18 protein-coding genes are annotated in these 15,952 nt (G+C 31.8%); 14 read left to right on the forward strand and 4 right to left on the reverse strand.

Translation table 11 applies throughout. The features are described 5' to 3' along the window. Positions 1 to 11: 11 nt before the first annotated feature. Positions 12 to 587 carry a YceI family protein gene (locus tag BTO05_RS07890; RefSeq protein ID WP_087492141.1) on the forward strand — a complete coding sequence of 192 codons (576 nt, stop codon included), beginning with the start codon at positions 12 to 14 and terminating at the stop codon, positions 585 to 587. Here BTO05_RS07890 and BTO05_RS07895 read toward each other — a convergent pair. Further along, a complete protein-coding gene (locus BTO05_RS07895) occupies positions 577 to 1,491 on the reverse strand; it encodes an LD-carboxypeptidase (RefSeq protein ID WP_317041891.1) in 915 nt (304 codons plus the stop codon). The genes BTO05_RS07890 and BTO05_RS07895 overlap by 11 nt on opposite strands. Before the next feature lie 184 nt (positions 1,492 to 1,675). Between BTO05_RS07895 and metG the strand changes: the two genes are divergently transcribed. The 8 genes from metG (at position 1,676) to BTO05_RS07930 (ending at position 10,856) form a co-directional block, all read left to right on the forward strand. Next, on the forward strand, positions 1,676 to 3,724 hold the full coding sequence (gene metG / locus BTO05_RS07900; protein WP_087492143.1) for a methionine--tRNA ligase: 2,049 nt from the start codon (positions 1,676 to 1,678) through the stop codon (positions 3,722 to 3,724). Between the two features lie 52 nt (positions 3,725 to 3,776). Continuing rightward, positions 3,777 to 6,185 carry a hypothetical protein gene (locus BTO05_RS07905; RefSeq protein ID WP_087492144.1) on the forward strand — a complete coding sequence of 803 codons (2,409 nt, stop codon included), beginning with the start codon at positions 3,777 to 3,779 and terminating at the stop codon, positions 6,183 to 6,185. Then, positions 6,186 to 7,088 (forward strand): histone deacetylase, encoded by a 903-nt coding sequence (locus BTO05_RS07910; protein ID WP_087492145.1) that lies wholly within the window; start codon positions 6,186 to 6,188, stop codon positions 7,086 to 7,088. 55 nt (positions 7,089 to 7,143) lie between these two features. After that, positions 7,144 to 7,986: a helix-turn-helix domain-containing protein gene (locus BTO05_RS07915; RefSeq protein ID WP_232459721.1), complete on the forward strand. Its 843-nt coding sequence runs from the start codon at positions 7,144 to 7,146 to the stop codon at positions 7,984 to 7,986. 91 nt (positions 7,987 to 8,077) lie between these two features. Next, positions 8,078 to 8,233 carry a hypothetical protein gene (locus BTO05_RS14000; RefSeq protein ID WP_157662558.1) on the forward strand — a complete coding sequence of 52 codons (156 nt, stop codon included), beginning with the start codon at positions 8,078 to 8,080 and terminating at the stop codon, positions 8,231 to 8,233. 139 nt (positions 8,234 to 8,372) lie between these two features. Next, positions 8,373 to 8,921, forward strand: a complete 549-nt coding sequence (locus BTO05_RS07920) for a carboxymuconolactone decarboxylase family protein (protein WP_087493312.1) — start codon at positions 8,373 to 8,375, stop codon at positions 8,919 to 8,921. A gap of 33 nt (positions 8,922 to 8,954) precedes the next feature. Next, the gene (locus tag BTO05_RS07925) at positions 8,955 to 9,359 is read left to right on the forward strand and encodes a cupredoxin domain-containing protein (protein WP_087492147.1); all 405 of its coding nucleotides are present in this window, start codon (positions 8,955 to 8,957) and stop codon (positions 9,357 to 9,359) included. A gap of 123 nt (positions 9,360 to 9,482) precedes the next feature. Further along, a complete protein-coding gene (locus tag BTO05_RS07930) occupies positions 9,483 to 10,856 on the forward strand; it encodes a T9SS type A sorting domain-containing protein (protein WP_087492148.1) in 1,374 nt (457 codons plus the stop codon). A gap of 75 nt (positions 10,857 to 10,931) precedes the next feature. On the opposite strand, the gene BTO05_RS07935 is transcribed toward BTO05_RS07930, so the two are convergent. After that, entirely contained in the window at positions 10,932 to 11,264 is a 333-nt protein-coding gene (locus BTO05_RS07935; RefSeq protein ID WP_087492149.1) for a single-stranded DNA-binding protein, read from the reverse strand. Positions 11,265 to 11,514: 250 nt separating this feature from the next. Between BTO05_RS07935 and BTO05_RS07940 the strand changes: the two genes are divergently transcribed. From BTO05_RS07940 to BTO05_RS07950, 3 genes are all read left to right on the forward strand, one after another. Beyond that, a complete protein-coding gene (locus BTO05_RS07940; RefSeq protein WP_262508179.1) occupies positions 11,515 to 12,018 on the forward strand; it encodes a GNAT family N-acetyltransferase in 504 nt (167 codons plus the stop codon). Further along, positions 12,015 to 12,365 carry a hypothetical protein gene (locus BTO05_RS07945; RefSeq protein WP_087492151.1) on the forward strand — a complete coding sequence of 117 codons (351 nt, stop codon included), beginning with the start codon at positions 12,015 to 12,017 and terminating at the stop codon, positions 12,363 to 12,365. Before BTO05_RS07940 ends, BTO05_RS07945 begins: the two co-directional genes overlap by 4 nt. Before the next feature lie 63 nt (positions 12,366 to 12,428). After that, positions 12,429 to 13,118, forward strand: coding sequence for a hypothetical protein (locus BTO05_RS07950; RefSeq protein WP_087492152.1), 690 nt, complete (start codon positions 12,429 to 12,431; stop codon positions 13,116 to 13,118). An 8-nt stretch (positions 13,119 to 13,126) separates the two neighbouring features. Here BTO05_RS07950 and BTO05_RS07955 read toward each other — a convergent pair whose 3' ends face one another. Beyond that, a complete protein-coding gene (locus BTO05_RS07955) occupies positions 13,127 to 13,606 on the reverse strand; it encodes a CBS domain-containing protein (RefSeq protein ID WP_087492153.1) in 480 nt (159 codons plus the stop codon). A gap of 109 nt (positions 13,607 to 13,715) precedes the next feature. Between BTO05_RS07955 and BTO05_RS07960 the strand changes: the two genes are divergently transcribed. Both BTO05_RS07960 and BTO05_RS07965 read left to right on the forward strand, forming a co-directional pair. Then, positions 13,716 to 14,528, forward strand: a complete 813-nt coding sequence (locus BTO05_RS07960) for an NAD(P)H-binding protein (protein ID WP_087492154.1) — start codon at positions 13,716 to 13,718, stop codon at positions 14,526 to 14,528. A 68-nt stretch (positions 14,529 to 14,596) separates the two neighbouring features. Continuing rightward, a complete protein-coding gene (locus BTO05_RS07965) occupies positions 14,597 to 15,289 on the forward strand; it encodes a hypothetical protein (protein ID WP_087492155.1) in 693 nt (230 codons plus the stop codon). Between the two features lie 74 nt (positions 15,290 to 15,363). Here the strand turns inward: BTO05_RS07965 and BTO05_RS07970 are convergent, their stop codons facing one another. Then, complete coding sequence (locus tag BTO05_RS07970; protein WP_087492156.1) at positions 15,364 to 15,894, reverse strand: hypothetical protein; 531 nt, start codon at positions 15,892 to 15,894, stop codon at positions 15,364 to 15,366. Positions 15,895 to 15,952 lie beyond the last annotated feature (58 nt).

Genomic DNA, 15,952 nt, shown 5'->3' on the forward strand with positions numbered 1-15,952 from the left:
AAATAATAATCATGAAAAAATTATCAATTACATTATTAGTCCTGTTCATTAGTGCAGTAAACCTAGCTCAAGAAAAATTAGATGTTAACACCTCTAAAAGTTCTATTAAATGGAATGGCGAATACGCTTTTTATTTTGGAGGACATAATGGTGTTATCAATTTAAAACAAGGTCATTTCATTAAAACCAAAGGAAAAATAACTGGAGGAGAATTTATTATAGATATGACATCTATTAAAAGTTTAGACATAGATGATGAAAAAGGTCGTGCTAGTTTAGACAAGCATTTAAAGGACAAAGATTTTTTTGAAGTCAATAAATTTCCTATCGCTAAGCTTGTATTTACAGATGTTATTTATGAAACAAATAACGAGCTTAAAATTTATGCTAACCTTACAATAAAAGAGATAACAAGTTCTATTAATTTTAGAGCAGAAATTAATTTTGAAAAAGAAGAAATGACTACCAAATTTAAAATAGACCGTACTATTTGGGGAGTAACTTATAATTCAAAAGAAATTGAAGGAAAACTTAAGGATGGCTTAATTTCTGATGCGATTGGCTTTGAAGTTAAACTTAATCTCTAAATACTACGCTTGAATTAGCTTTGGTAACGGTCAAATCAACCGTTTTACCCAAAACTAAAGCTCGATTGTCTTTTTCGTGACCTGCAGGCATGTTAAAGGCTATTGGAAAATCGTAATCTGATAAGGCATCTAAAATTAGTTGTTCAACAGAAGTACCCCAAAGGGTTGTGTTCTTTCTCATTTTGGACATGTCGCCAACAACTAATCCTTTTAGATTATCAAAATAGCCAGCGCGTTTCATACTTTGCAACATACGATCAATGTGATATTTATATTCACCAATTTCTTCAATAAACAGGATTTTTCCAGAAGTGTCAATACTAGTTTCAGAACCTAACATTGTATGTAATATAGTTAGATTTCCACCAACTAATTGACCCTCAGAATTTCCTACTCTATTATATTCAGAACCTTTTAGATTATAATTCACTGGTTTGCCAAACAAAGTAGATTTAAAGGTGTCTAAAGAGTTTTTAATCTCGCTCAAATCTTTTGTCAAACTTACACACATTAACCCATGTATTGACTGAAATCCTTTGTTATGAAATTGGTTATGCAAAGCTGTAATATCACTGTATCCTATAAGCCATTTCGGATTTTGCTTAAATTTTGAATAATCCAATTTATCTAATATTCTAACCGTACCATAGCCTCCACGAGCGCACCAAATGGCACTAATTTTTGGGTCATCCATTGCTTTTTGAAAATCCTCACAGCGCTGCTCATCGGTTCCTGCAAAATGATTATCTTTACTAAATACATGCTTTCCAACAACAGTATTTAATCCCCAACTTTTTAACAAATCTACAGCTTGTTTAACCTCTCGTTGTCTGTTTTTTAATATCCCTGATGGTGCTACAATTGCAACTGTGTCACCAGCTTTTAAAAATTTTGGCTGAATCATTTCAGTATTTTGTTTTGAAGAATTTTGAGCATAAAAATTCGTTTTAAAAGCAAAACACACCATTAAAAATATAATCAATATTTTACCTCTCAAAATCATAGAAAATGCTTTTTGTAAATGTACATTTTTTTTCTAAATCGCCTTTATATTGTGTACTTTTGTAGCTTGTTAAAAATGAAATTTTATGTCTAAAAGATATACCATAACAGCAGCATTACCATATACCAACGGACCAATACATATTGGTCATTTGGCTGGAGTTTATGTGCCTGCAGATGTTTATTCAAGATACTTAAGACTTACAGGTAACGATGTTGCTTTTATTTGTGGTAGTGACGAACATGGTGTACCAATTACCATTAAAGCAAAAAAAGAAGGTGTAACACCGCAAGATATTGTCGATAAATTTCACGGTATTATAAAGCAATCTTTTGAGGATTTTGGTATTTCATTTGATAATTATTCGCGAACTAGTGCTAAAATTCATCATGAAACGGCATCAGATTTTTTTAAGACCTTATATGACAAAAATGAATTTGTAGAAGAAGTTTCAGAGCAATTTTACGATGCCGAAGCAGACCAGTTTTTAGCAGATCGTTTTATTGTTGGCACGTGTCCAAAGTGTGGTTATGAAGAAAGTTATGGTGATCAATGTGAAAACTGCGGAACAAGTCATAACGCAACGGATTTAATAAACCCAAAATCGGCCATTACAGGTAATACACCAACACTAAAAGAAACCAAACACTGGTTTCTACCTTTAAACAAACATGAAGAATTCTTAAAAGAATGGATTATTGAAGGTCATAAAAAAGATTGGAAACCTAACGTTTACGGACAAGTAAAAAGTTGGATTGACGATGGATTACGTCCGCGAGCCGTAACCAGAGATTTAGATTGGGGGATTCCGGTGCCTGTAGAAGATGGAGAAGGTAAAGTCCTTTACGTCTGGTTTGATGCACCAATTGGTTATATATCTGCAACCAAAGAATGGGCAGCTAAAGAAGGTAAAAACTGGGAAGACTATTGGAAAAAAGATGACACTACTTTAGTCCATTTTATTGGTAAGGATAATATTGTATTTCATTGTATCATTTTTCCAGCAATGCTTAAAGCTGAAGGTTCTTATATCCTGCCCGAAAATGTACCAGCAAACGAGTTTTTAAATCTTGAAGGTAATAAACTGTCAACTTCAAAAAACTGGGCAGTTTGGCTACCTGATTATTTAATAGATTTTCCTAATCAACAAGATGTATTACGATATGCATTAACCGCAAATGCACCAGAAACTAAGGATAACGATTTTACCTGGAAAGATTTCCAAGCTAGAAACAACAATGAATTGGTTGCCATATTTGGTAATTTTATTAACCGTGTAGTTGTATTAACCAACAAATATTACGACGGTATTGTACCAGAAGCATCTGAGTTAACTTCAATCGACCAAGAGACTTTAGCAGCTGTAAAAGCTTATCCCGCCGTGATTGCAAGTTCTATTGAGCGTTACCGTTTTAGAGAAGCAAGTCAAGAGCTAATGAACCTAGCAAGACTTGGAAATAAATATTTAGCTGATGAAGAACCATGGAAAACAATTAAAACCGACGAAGTAAGAACAAAAACTGTAATGAATATAGCATTACAAATAGCTTCTGCTTTGGCAACCTTGTGCGAACCATTTTTACCTTTTACTTCTAATAAGCTGAAAGGAATTTTAAATTCTAAAAATAACTCTTGGATAGACATTACAAACAAAAATATTTTAATAGCTGCTGGTCATAAAATCAATAAGGGTGAATTACTTTTTTCTAAGATTGAAGACACCCAAATCCAAGTACAGCTAGATAAATTAGAAGCTAGCAAAAAAGCTAATGAAGCGGCAAATAAAGTTGTAGAACCACAAAAAGAAGAAATAACTTTTGATGATTTCACCAAACTTGACATCAGAGTCGGTACTATAATCGAGGCAGAAAAAATGCCAAAGACTAAAAAACTTTTGGTTCTTAAAGTAGATACAGGTATTGATACGAGAACTATTGTTTCTGGTATTGCAGAAAGTTTTAAACCTGAAGACGTTATTGGAAAAAAAGTAACTGTTTTGGTGAATCTTGCACCAAGAAAATTACGTGGTGTCGAAAGTCAAGGTATGATTTTAATGACCGAAGATGAATCTGGTAGCTTAGTTTTTGTTAATCCAGACGTTGTGGACGTGAATAATGGATTAAAGATTAGTTAAAACTCTAGCTTTTGGAATAGTTTTTGAGGAGTTTTATAAAAAATTTCTGACAATGAATAAAACTACATTCTTCTTAACTCGGTTTTTATCTTTTATTTTTCTTACTATCACCATCAGTAGCTTCGGGCAGACCACTAAAATAATAGAGTCTTACGAAGATTATAGCGAAGCGCCAAGAGAAATTGCTTACGCACATCTAAATAAATCCACCTACATCGAAGGTGAAATAATGGGTTTTACCGCATATGTTTTTGACAAGTTCACTAAAGAACCTTCAAAGATGACATCTAATCTATACTGCACCATCTCTGATGAAAATGGAGAGGTCTTAAAGAAAAAACTTGTCAAAGTCAAGGATGGTATCGCCGTTAATGCATTTGATGTAGACAGTACTTTATCCACTGGTATTTTTACGTTCAAGGCCTATACCAATTGGATGAAAAACTTTGATGAACAAAATCATTTTGAGCAAACCTTTAAAGTTATTGACGCCGATAATCTTGGTGATGTTAAGCCTATAAGTTCTAGAGATATTGAAGTAGATTTACAGGCCTTAGGTGAAGGTGGTCACCTACTCTATAATGTCTCTAACACAGTTGGTATTATTGCAAAAAACCAGTTTGGGTATGGTATTGTCAATGCTTATGGTTCTATAAAAGACGAGGATAAAAATGTTGTTTCAGAATTTCAATTAAACGATGTTGGTCTCGCAAAAACTTTATTTACGCCTATTCCTGGGAAAAAATACTCAGCACATATTAATCTTAATGAAAGAGAAATCTCTTCTCCAATAAATAATATTGAGTCTTTTGGTATTATCATGAGTTTGACATCTACTTCTGATGTTATTCGGCTTCAGATAAAAACTAATAAAGAATCTCTTCAACGTAATAAAAATAGAGATTATAAAATCGCCCTACACAATGGCAGTGACATGGTCATGTCAGATTTTCAACTTAATGAAAATGGAACTGCAATTTTAAGTTTTCCGAAAAATGAATTATATAAAGGCGTCAATATTTTTACCATTTTTAGTAATAATGACCAACCACTTTTAGAGCGATTATACTTTAACAACTCCTCTATTTTACAAGGCGGAATATCTAAAGTGAAACTGAAATCAGAAACAGATAGCTTAGATGTTAGTCTAAGTCTAGATTTAACAGAAGCACTAAAATCTTCTAACTTAAGTATTTCTGTTTTGCCATCCGAAACAAAATCTTACAATCATCATAATAATATATTAAGCCAATTATTTATTCAGCCTTACATAAAGGGACGCATCGAAAATGGCTCTGGCTATTTTAAAACCAATAATAGAAAAACGGACTATAATCTAGATTTATTAATGCTTACTCAAGGCTGGAGTAGTTACAGTTGGAAAACTATTTTAAGCAATCAAGAACGTGCTTTTATCTACCCATTTGAGCGTGGTATCGATATTGTAGCAAATGTTAGAAAAGAAAAATCTGGTACTTACATCGTTTATCCTTTAGCTGATAATACAACACAGCTTTTTGATGTGCCTAAAAAAGAAGTTGCTTTTACTGTTAAACAATCCTACCCAACAGAAGATGATATTTTTAGAATTGGGTACGTCAATACAAAAAAGAAAAAGTTTAAAGAAAAGCCATCATTATATCTACAATATTATCCATCAGAGTTTCCTGTTTTTAAAAACAACCTAAAAGTCATAGACGAAACATTTTTGGATAGTGATAAGTATTTAAATCCAAATCAACAAAGCGAAGCTTGGGAGAACTCGCAAGATGCTACTGAACTTGATGAAGTCGTCCTAAAAATAGATAAGAGAAAAACCAGACTTGAAGCTCTTGAGAAAAAGGCAACTAACTCGCGTATTGATTTAATACAAGATAATATAAAGCTCAGAAATCTAAGACTTGATTTGTACTTGCAACGCTTAGGTTGGGTTACACAGTTTGATTATTTTGCTGGTACGCTTAGCATTACTAACCCAAGGGTCAATTGGGGCGACCCTGTTCCTTTGGTTTATTTAGATAATGCACTTCTTTCAGCTCAAGGCGTAAGTTCAGACTTTAGTATTTTGACTTTCTTAAATATGGGAGATATTGACTATATCGAATATGAATTTTATGGTTCTGGAGGAGGAATAAGAGGAAATGCGGGATTTATAAAAATCTTTTCTGACCCTAATGGAAGAGCAATTAAGAAGAGTAATATGGTTGTCGCTTACGATGTGCCGTTAAGATTTGCCAAAGAAAAAACATTCTATACCCCAAAATATCAATATTACAATACTGATTTTTTTAAAGAATATGGAACTATAGATTGGCAATCAAATCTTAATTTTAATTCTAGTGGAACAGCAAGTTTTAAGTTTTATGACACCAAAAATGATGAAATTTCACTGTTTATTGAAGGTATGATTAATGAAGACCAATTTATATCTCAAGAAATTAAAATTGAAAGAGAAAACTAAGTGCTTAAAATAGCCTTTCATCCTATTTACAAACATCCACTGCCAGAAGGACATCGTTTCCCTATGGAAAAATACGAGTTATTACCGCAGCAATTATTATATGAAGGTACCTGTATTCCAGACAATTTTTTTGAACCAGAAAGACCAAATGACAAATATATTTTAGCAGTACATGAGCCTGAATATTATTATGATTTACTAAACATTACACTAGACCAACGTGCAGCAAGAAAAATTGGTTTTCCTTTAAGTGAAGTCTTGGTAGAACGCGAAAGGTTAATTACAGACGGGACAATAAAAGCGACTAAATATGCTTTGCAAAACGGTATTGCCATGAATATTGCTGGTGGCACACACCATGCATATACTAATCGAGGTGAAGCATTTTGCATGCTTAATGACCAAGCAATTGGTGCTAGATATCTCCAATCAAAAGACTTATCTCAAAAAGTATTAATCGTTGACCTTGATGTTCATCAAGGTAATGGTACTGCCGAGATATTTCAGAATGATAAATCAGTATTTACTTTTTCGATGCACGGAAAAAGCAATTACCCTTTTCGAAAAGAACAAAGTGATTTGGATATTGCCTTAGAAAATGACACCGATGATGACACCTATTTAAAAATATTAAAGAATACACTTCCCAAACTAATTGACCAGCAGCAACCCGATTTTATATTCTATTTATGTGGTGTTGATGTTGTCGAATCAGATAAATTAGGTAAACTAGGTATGAGTATTGATGGCTGTAAAGAAAGGGATCGATTTGTTTTAGAGCAATGCAAAAGCAACAACATACCTGTCATGTGTAGTATGGGTGGCGGCTATTCGCCAGATATAAAAACCATTGTAGATGCACACACCAATACATTTCGTCTAGCTCAAGAAATTTTCTTTTAAAAGAGATTTTTTGTCACATCTGTAATTTTATATATTTATTTTAGACTTAATGGCCATGACACATCATTTTAAAGATTTTTCGACCGACGCTATTTTAAATATAGGTAGTACATCCATTTTAAAACAATTTGAAAGAGCTAAACAAACTGATCTTTACACCTTTATATGGGCAAAGTCTAATGCTATTGAACTTATTATTGATAGTGTTCCATTTACATTAGAGCCTAATCATATAGTTGCTTTAACACCTATTCAATATTTAGAATACATCAGTGGTAATAACGCCATTGTATACCAGTTTAACCGTGATTTTTATTGTATCAAGGACCACGACAAAGAAGTGAGTTGTGTAGGCGTATTATTCTTCGGGAACTCTAACATTCCTGTCATTTATTTAGATAGTATTGAGTTACCAAAATTTGAAACCTTGCATAGTGTTTTTATTGACGAGTTAGAAACAAAAGATAATATCCAAGCCGAAATGTTAAGAATGCTTATGGCTAGATTTATAATTAAAAGTACACGTTTGCTAAAAGCAAAAGCTGGCATTGTAGAAACTCCTAAAAGTTCTAAAGTCGATTTACTGCGTTCGTTTAATTTTTTAGTCGAACAGCATTTTAGAACAGAACACAGTGTTGGGTTTTATGCAGATAAATTGTTTAAATCTCCCAAAACACTCTCTAATAATTTTGCTAAACTTAATCATAGTCCACTTCAAATCATTCACGAACGTATTATATTAGAAGCCAAGCGACTTTTAATTTACACTGATAAAACAGCAAAAGAGATTGCCTATGAAGTTGGTTTTGAAGATGCTTCTCACCTAAGTCGACTTTTCAAAAAACACACATCACAATCACCATCTACCTTTAAAAAACAACTAAAATCTTCATCTTAGGAAAAATTGACAAGTCCTAAGGCAAATTCTTCATTCTTTACAAAAGCCTTCTGTCGCATCTTTGCATTGTAATATTTAAAACAATAACAAGATGAAAACACACAAATCTATATTTAATCTCATGGAGATTTTTAGAACTACGCCAAAAAGAATATTAAACACAATCACTCCTTCGACACATTGTGCGCACAAATCTATTCATGATTACTACTGTGATTCTGAACAACCATTTGTAAGTGAAAAATAAATATAGGGAGTAATTAACAACCTTAAAGGAAAAACAAACATTCTTTAATCCTTAAAATGATAGCAACTTTGTACCAACAAAAAACAACACTGAAATAGTTTCAGTATTGAAACAAACTACAATACTAAAAAATAAAATTATGAGCACATTTAATGTACCAACAAGAGAAAACGTAAGCGCAAACAACCAAGCAATTTTTGACAACCTAAACAAAGCTTTAGGGTTTGTTCCAAACCTATATGCAACTTATGCAAATAGCGATACAGCTTTAGAGAACTATTTAAATTTTGCAAATGCCAAAACATCACTTTCTGCAAAAGAAAAAGAAGTTGTAAACTTAGCTGTAAGTCAAGTAAATGACTGTATTTATTGTTTATCTGCACACACAGCAATAGGAAAAATGAATGGTTTTAATGAAGCTCAGATTCTAGAATTCAGAGCAGGATATTCTTCTATTAATAGCAAACTAGATGCTTTAGCAAAATTAGCTAAAAACATAACTGAAAATAGAGGTAAAACAAACGCTGATATTTTAGAAAACTACTTTAATGCAGGTTATACAAAAGGAAACCTTATAGACACAATTTCTTTAGTTGGAGATAAGACTATATCTAACTATGTACATAGCACGACTCAAGTTCCTGTGGATTTCCCAATAGCACAACCTTTAGAATTAGAAACAGTATAAACAATTTAAAATAACCCATAACAACAAAATATTATGAAAAAAGTAATTTCAATCCTAGTAATCGCATTAGCATTTACCTTAAGCAGCAATGCACAAGACAATATGAAAAAAGATACAATGGTAAAAGGCGAAAAAGCCCAAGTTGTTTCTTTAGAACAGACCAAAGGTAAGTTTACTCAAGATGCTTTGACCTTAACCGAAGGCTCATATATATTTGAAATATCAAATAATAATGTAGGACATCAAGTTGGATTTGTATTGGTACCAAAAGGTAAAGATGCATCCAAACCAGAAAACCATATTAAAACAGCTTATGTAACAAAAGTTGTAGATAATAATACTAAGGAAACCTCTAAAGTTACTACTTTAAAAAAAGGTGAGTATGTATACTTCTGTCCCATGAATCCAACACCACAATACACGTTAACAGTAAAGTAATACTGTAATAAAAATTAATAAAAGGAGACTTTTTTCTATTAAAAGCCTCCTTTTTATGTTAAATGAAAAGAGAAAATGTTAGTGTTTAGTTATTTTTGCGTCTGAAAAGAAAAATTAAAGATTATGAAATTAAACTACATTTTAAGCCTAACAATATTATTTTCTATTTCTATAAGTTCTGCACAAGAGATTATTGTAATAGACAACTCGTCTCCAGAAAGTCAAACAGCTACTTGTACATTACCCATTACTAATTACAGTAGTGATACATATATTCCGATGCGAGAATCCGTAAAAACTAGAATTGAAAATAGGATAATGCCTTGTGCAACTATTAATGTAAATTATATCAATTTCCCAACAAATGTAATTAATCCATCACTTCCTGGTCCAGAACAAGCTGCATTTCAAGTAGCTGTAGATATTTGGTCAAACCTTATAGATTCTCCAGTGCCAATCACTATCAATGCAAATTGGACAAATCTTGGTGCCAGTACTTTAGGAAGTGCAAGTGCAGAGTTTTTTGCAGAAATTCCTGGCGGAGGTACAAACACACTATACCCAGCTGCATTAGCTGAAAAAATTATTGGTGCTGAAATTAATGGGCCTAACTCGGTAGATATAACATGTAATTTTAATTCACAATTTTCTAATTGGTTCTTTGGTGACGGTGTTAATGATGAAAATGACATTGCTAGTAATGAATTTGATTTTATCTCAGTTGTACTCCACGAACTTGGACACGGTTTAGGTGTTGCAGGGTTTGGTATAAGAATTGGTAATGGGTCTACATCTCCGTTTCAAGGTAATATTAGAAGAGATGTAACAGGAGATTTTTTACCTCCAAACGCACAATATTTTAGCATTTGGGATACCTATATTGATGCGCCAAGTATATTTGGTCTTCCGCAGACTATCTTAGATGAAAATAACTATCCTGATCCTTCTGACGTGATGTTAGCTGCTTTTACAGGTAATGGATTGACATGTAATTCTCCAATAGCTGTAGCACAGAATGGTGGTATTGCCCCAAAAACTTTTGCACCAACCAATTTTAACCCTGGTTCTAGTTATAGCCATTGGGACGAAAGTACATTTAACGGCACTCCTAATGCTTTGATGACGCCACAATTTGGTCAAGGAGAAGTAATACAAGACCCTGGGAATATTACCTTGGGCTTTATGGAAGATATGGGTTGGACTCTATGTCAAGGGTCATTAAGTACTAATGATTTTGCATTAGAAAATATAAAAGTAAGTCCTAATCCTTTTACAAATTCTATTACTATTGAATTACCACCACAAATAGCTAATCAAGAATTTAATATTAGGATTGTAGATATTAATGGTCGTATAATGAACACTACAGATAGTGAAATTAGAAGTGGAGAAATCACAATCTCTAACTTAAGCAATCTTAAAAATGCACTTTACTTTTTAAACATAGAAAGTACTACATCTGATTTAAGCATTACAAAGAAGATTATCAAGAGATAAACTTCTTTTAATGATAATATAAAAAGGAAGCCAATGGCTTCCTTTTTTGCTTTTACTTTCTATTATATAATTCTATTATTTACCAAGCATTAAAAGCTCACTACATACAACTTCTGTAGTGTATCTTTTAATACCATCTTTATCTTCCCAACTTCTAGTTGTTAATTTACCTTCAATAGCAACTTCTTTTCCTTTACCAACATACTTTTCTACAATCTGGGCGGTCTTTCCCCAAGCGACAATATTGTGCCACTGTGTGTCTGTTACTTTTTCGCCTTGCGCATTTTTGTAACTTTCATTTGTTGCGACAGAGAATTTAGCTAACGTTTTTCCAGATTCTAAGTTTACGATTTCTGGGTCATTTCCTAAGTTTCCAATCAACTGTACTTTGTTTCTTAATGTGTTCATGTGTTCTAAATTTTTAATGTTAAACAGTTAATACTATCGAGTTTAAGTACTGAAACTATTCCAGTAGTATTTCGACAGTGCAAATATCTGACGAGATGCAAATTTTAATCGGTAGTTACGTATTTAAATTCGTTTGTAAATATTTGTAGTCGTTTGTAAATGGATATTTCGTATATTACCAATTAAAGCAAACCCTCTAAAATCAGATAGTATTAAAAGAAAATCGATTTCTATAGAAACTGAAAGACTTATTCTTAGAGAATTCAGTAAAAATGATGTAGATGCACTTTTCAAAATGGATTCTAACCCAATTGTACATGAATTTTTGGGTAATAATCCTGTAAAAAAGAAGTCAGAATCTGAAAAATATATCGAAGATTGTATTAATAAATACAAAGACCATGGTGTCTGTCGATTGGCAGTTATTGAAAAAGAAAGTGGAGCCTTTATTGGATGGTCTGGTCTTAGATTTATAAACGATTACAGTTTTAATGATAAAACCAATTTCTATGATGTAGGATATAGGCTTATGCCTGAGTATTGGAATAAAGGCTATGCTACCGAAGCTGGCAAAGCTTCTATTGATTTTGGATTCGACACCTTAAATCTAGATACGATTTATGGTATTACAGAACTTGGTAATATTGCATCGCACAAAGCCCTATTAAAAATAGGCTTAAATTATATAGAAAATTTCAAACATAATGATGGTAGTATTTTAAATTGGTACAACATCAAAAATCAAAAGTTATGAGTAAGACATGTCCGGAATGTGGTGACAAAATTATTGGTCGCGTTGATAAAAAATTCTGCAGTGATGGTTGTAGAAATGCTTATAATAATCGCATTAATAAAGACTCAAAAAATTTAATTAGAAATACCAACAATAGGCTTCGAAAAAACTACAGGATTCTTGAAGAATTAAACCCTGAAAAAAAGACAAAAACGTCTAGAGCAAAACTTATCGAAAAAGGATTTGACTTTAACTATTTTACAAGTATATATACTACCAAAGCAGGCACGATATATTTCTTTGTATATGACCAAGGTTATTTGCCTTTAGATGGTGATTATTACGCTTTGGTAAAACGTGATGATTAAAACATGTAACTTTTACTGATTAATTAGTACCCCATTAATATATATTTACTTTACTATAATTTCATGGATTCAGCAATTTTATTTTCTTTGTTTATTGGTGCAATAATCATAATTGGTTTTGTGTCATATTACTTTAGTAAAAAACAAATACTTATTAGGTCACTATCCAAGATACCTTTAAGAAGAGTAACTAACTTAAGGCAGAATGAAATATCCAAACTTTACGGTAAAGCACTTCATGTTAAAGAACCTTTGATTGCTCCATACTCAAAACGAAAGTGTATTTTTTATCAAATAAAAATCGAGCAAAAAGTAAGTAGTGTTAAGTCGTCTAGATGGAAAACTCTAATCGAAGAAGAGCACGTGCAAGAATTTTTTTTAGAAAATAATGGTGATATGGTAATTGTAAAGCCAACAAAATATCCAGAAAATTATAAGTGCTTTTTAGTTAAAGATAAAAAGCAAAATTCCGGAACTTTTAATGACGCTTCTCCAAGATTCGAGGCTTTATTAAAAGCCTATAACATAGAGAGTACAAATTGGTTTGGTTTTAATAAAAAATTAAAATGCGAAGAAGGTGTAATAGAAATCGGCGAATATATTATAGTAGCAGGAGTAGCGAAATGGAAATCTTTAAGCGAGCCTTTACCTGAATATCCTTACTCAAAAATTGCAGAACTAGAAAGTAATGAGAAGCAAAAACTATTAATAAGTGATTTACCAGAAATATTTAAAAAGAAGACTAAACAATAAGCTTTTAATTAACCTTTAGTGCTACTATTCCAATTTTCTGATTTAAGATATAATGCTGCTTTTAAAATATCTTTTTGACTAATTTGACCTACCAATTTTCCATTTTCAACAATAGGAAAACGTCTTCGTTTTGAACTCAAAAACTTATTTGCTGCGTCAAAAATATCCATATTGCCATCAATAGTTTCGACATCTTTTATCATTCGTTTTTCAACTAAATCCTCTTCTAAAGGCATGTTATAATAACAGCTTTCACTTAATTGTTTAAGGCAATCACCTTCAGATATAATACCTATCAATTCGTTTTTTTCATTTACGACAGGTCCACCAGAAATCTTATTTTTAATAATTGCTTCGACTACCGAATGTACTTTTTGATTAGGCGAAAAGGTAATTAAGTTAGTCGTCATATAATCTTTTACTTTTAGCAACTTGTCCTGAACATTGACTTGCTGCTTACGTGCGCCTTGAAAACTTTTGATACCCATACCTATTGATTTTTGAATAAAACTAAAGTTACTTAAAATTAATTAGTTAAGCAAGGTATAGTAATTATCAGCCTTATCTTTGTCTTTAAAGTATTTCGATTTAGGAAACATGAAAAAAACTCAAATAAGTATTTTAGGATGTGGTTGGCTGGGGTTACCATTAGCACAATCATTAATTAAAAATGGCTACCACGTAAAAGGTTCTACCACTAGTAAGAACAAAAAATTAGAATTACAAAATAAAGGTATTGACCCTTTTCTTATTCATTTAAGTGAAGAGTTAGTTGAAGGAAATATTGAAGGTTTTTTAAAAAAGAGTGAACTTTTAATCATTAACATCCCACCTGGATTAAGAAAAAATCCTAAGAAAAATCACGTCTCAGAAATTGAACAACTCGTACATCATATCGAAAAAAGTGAAGTTAAGCGTGTCCTTTATATCAGCTCTACTTCTGTTTTTAAGGATTATGTTGACTACCCAATAATTACTCATAATACGCTTCCAAACGCTACGTCAAATTCTGCAAAACAATTAATCCAAATTGAAAATCTTCTAAGAATCAATTCAAGTTTTACATCGACAATCTTAAGATTTTCTGGTCTCATAGGAAACGATAGACATCCAGGGAAAATATTATCTGGACGAAAAAATATTTCAAACGGAAAAGCACCCGTAAATCTTGTTCATAGAGATGACTGTCTCTCAATAATTACAAGATTAATAGAAAAACACATTTGGGATGAAGACTTTAATGCTAGTTATCCTAGTCACCCAATAAAAGAAGATTACTATACTAAATATTGTGAAAAAAATAATTTAGAATTACCAAAATTTGATAATAAAGCAACTTCTAAAGGAAAAATTATTGATAGTTCTAAACTGGCACAACTATTGAAATATGAGTATAAAACTGGCCTTTAGGAAATTAATAACATTTTAAGACCTAATACTATTAAATTTCTTAGATTTGGCGCATTAAATTTAAAACAATGAAGAAGATTACAATTGCCTTAGTTATGCTTATTTCAGTAATGAGTTTTGCTCAAGGTAACGCAGAACTAAAAGCCCATTACGAGGCTTATTACAAACAAATGAAAAATCAAGGAGATGTGCAAGGTGTTATTAATGCCATGACACACCTAGATATTTTAACTCCATCCCAAGCACGAAGAGATACGCTGGCTTACCTTTATGTTTCAGAAGGAAAATACATCCAAGCTTTAAACACTATTGGGATTGAAAAAAATGCAACAGACTCTGATTTAAATACAGAAGTAAAAGCAATTTCATTTAAAAACTTAAATGATGTAAAAAGAGCGCTGGAACATTACAATGTATTATTTGACAGAAACCCAAACCCATCTTTGGCTTACGAAATCGCAGATTTAATGATGCAAAATAACGAAGACGTTGCTGCAAAATCTAAAATAGAATATGGTCTGCAAAATGTAACAGATGATATGAAACGTGCTTTTTACGAAACACAACGTCCTTATGAAACATCTTTAAAAGCCGCTCTTTTGTATTTAAAAGCGCTGAATTTATTCAAAGAAAATCAGACTGCTAATTTAGACGCCTCATTAAAATTAGTCAATGACGCATTGGCTATTGATCCTAACTTTAATATGGCAAAACGTACTCGTGAAGCTTTAGAAGCAAAAAAAGCTCAGCCTAAAAACTAAGTTTGCAATACAAACACTAATAAAAAAACCATTGCTAAGCAATGGTTTTTTTATTCTGTAAAACTAAGTTCTTACTAGTCTTCAGGTCGACCTACATCGTTTTTGTCAAATTCTAATTTTTTGTTTATCACAAAAATTAAATTAGAGTTGGCTATTAATAACTCCTTTATGCTCATTAATTTGTTTTCGGTCGAATAATTATCTAAAGTTAAATCATTATTAAGCTTTAAAAGCTTGGTTTCTAATGTTGTTATACGAGAGTTTACTGGATTTGTATTTATATTATTAGGAATATTGACTCTTAAACTATCTAAGAATTTTTTTAAAGTATCTTTTTCAGTTGTAAAGAAAGTGATGTCAGCTTTTTTCAAAAAGGAAATCTGTGTTTCTAATTCCTGAAACTTTGACCAGTCAGAAACTTCGCTTTTAGAATCGTCACTTAAGATATAATCGTTGTACTTAAAGTTTTCAATAGCCTTTACAGATATTTTTTTCTTTTCTTGCTTTACTTCAACATCTAAATTTTCTAAAGTTCCTTCTGTTTTGTCTCCACAGGCAATAAAAACTAAAAAGAAGCTTAATACGATTATATATTTAAATTTCATGAGTGATAAATTTATCTTGATTGTAAAGGTAAATAAACTGATACTTTCTGGATTTATT

This window comes from Winogradskyella sp. PC-19, from assembly GCF_002163855.1.
Lineage (GTDB): Bacteria > Bacteroidota > Bacteroidia > Flavobacteriales > Flavobacteriaceae > Winogradskyella.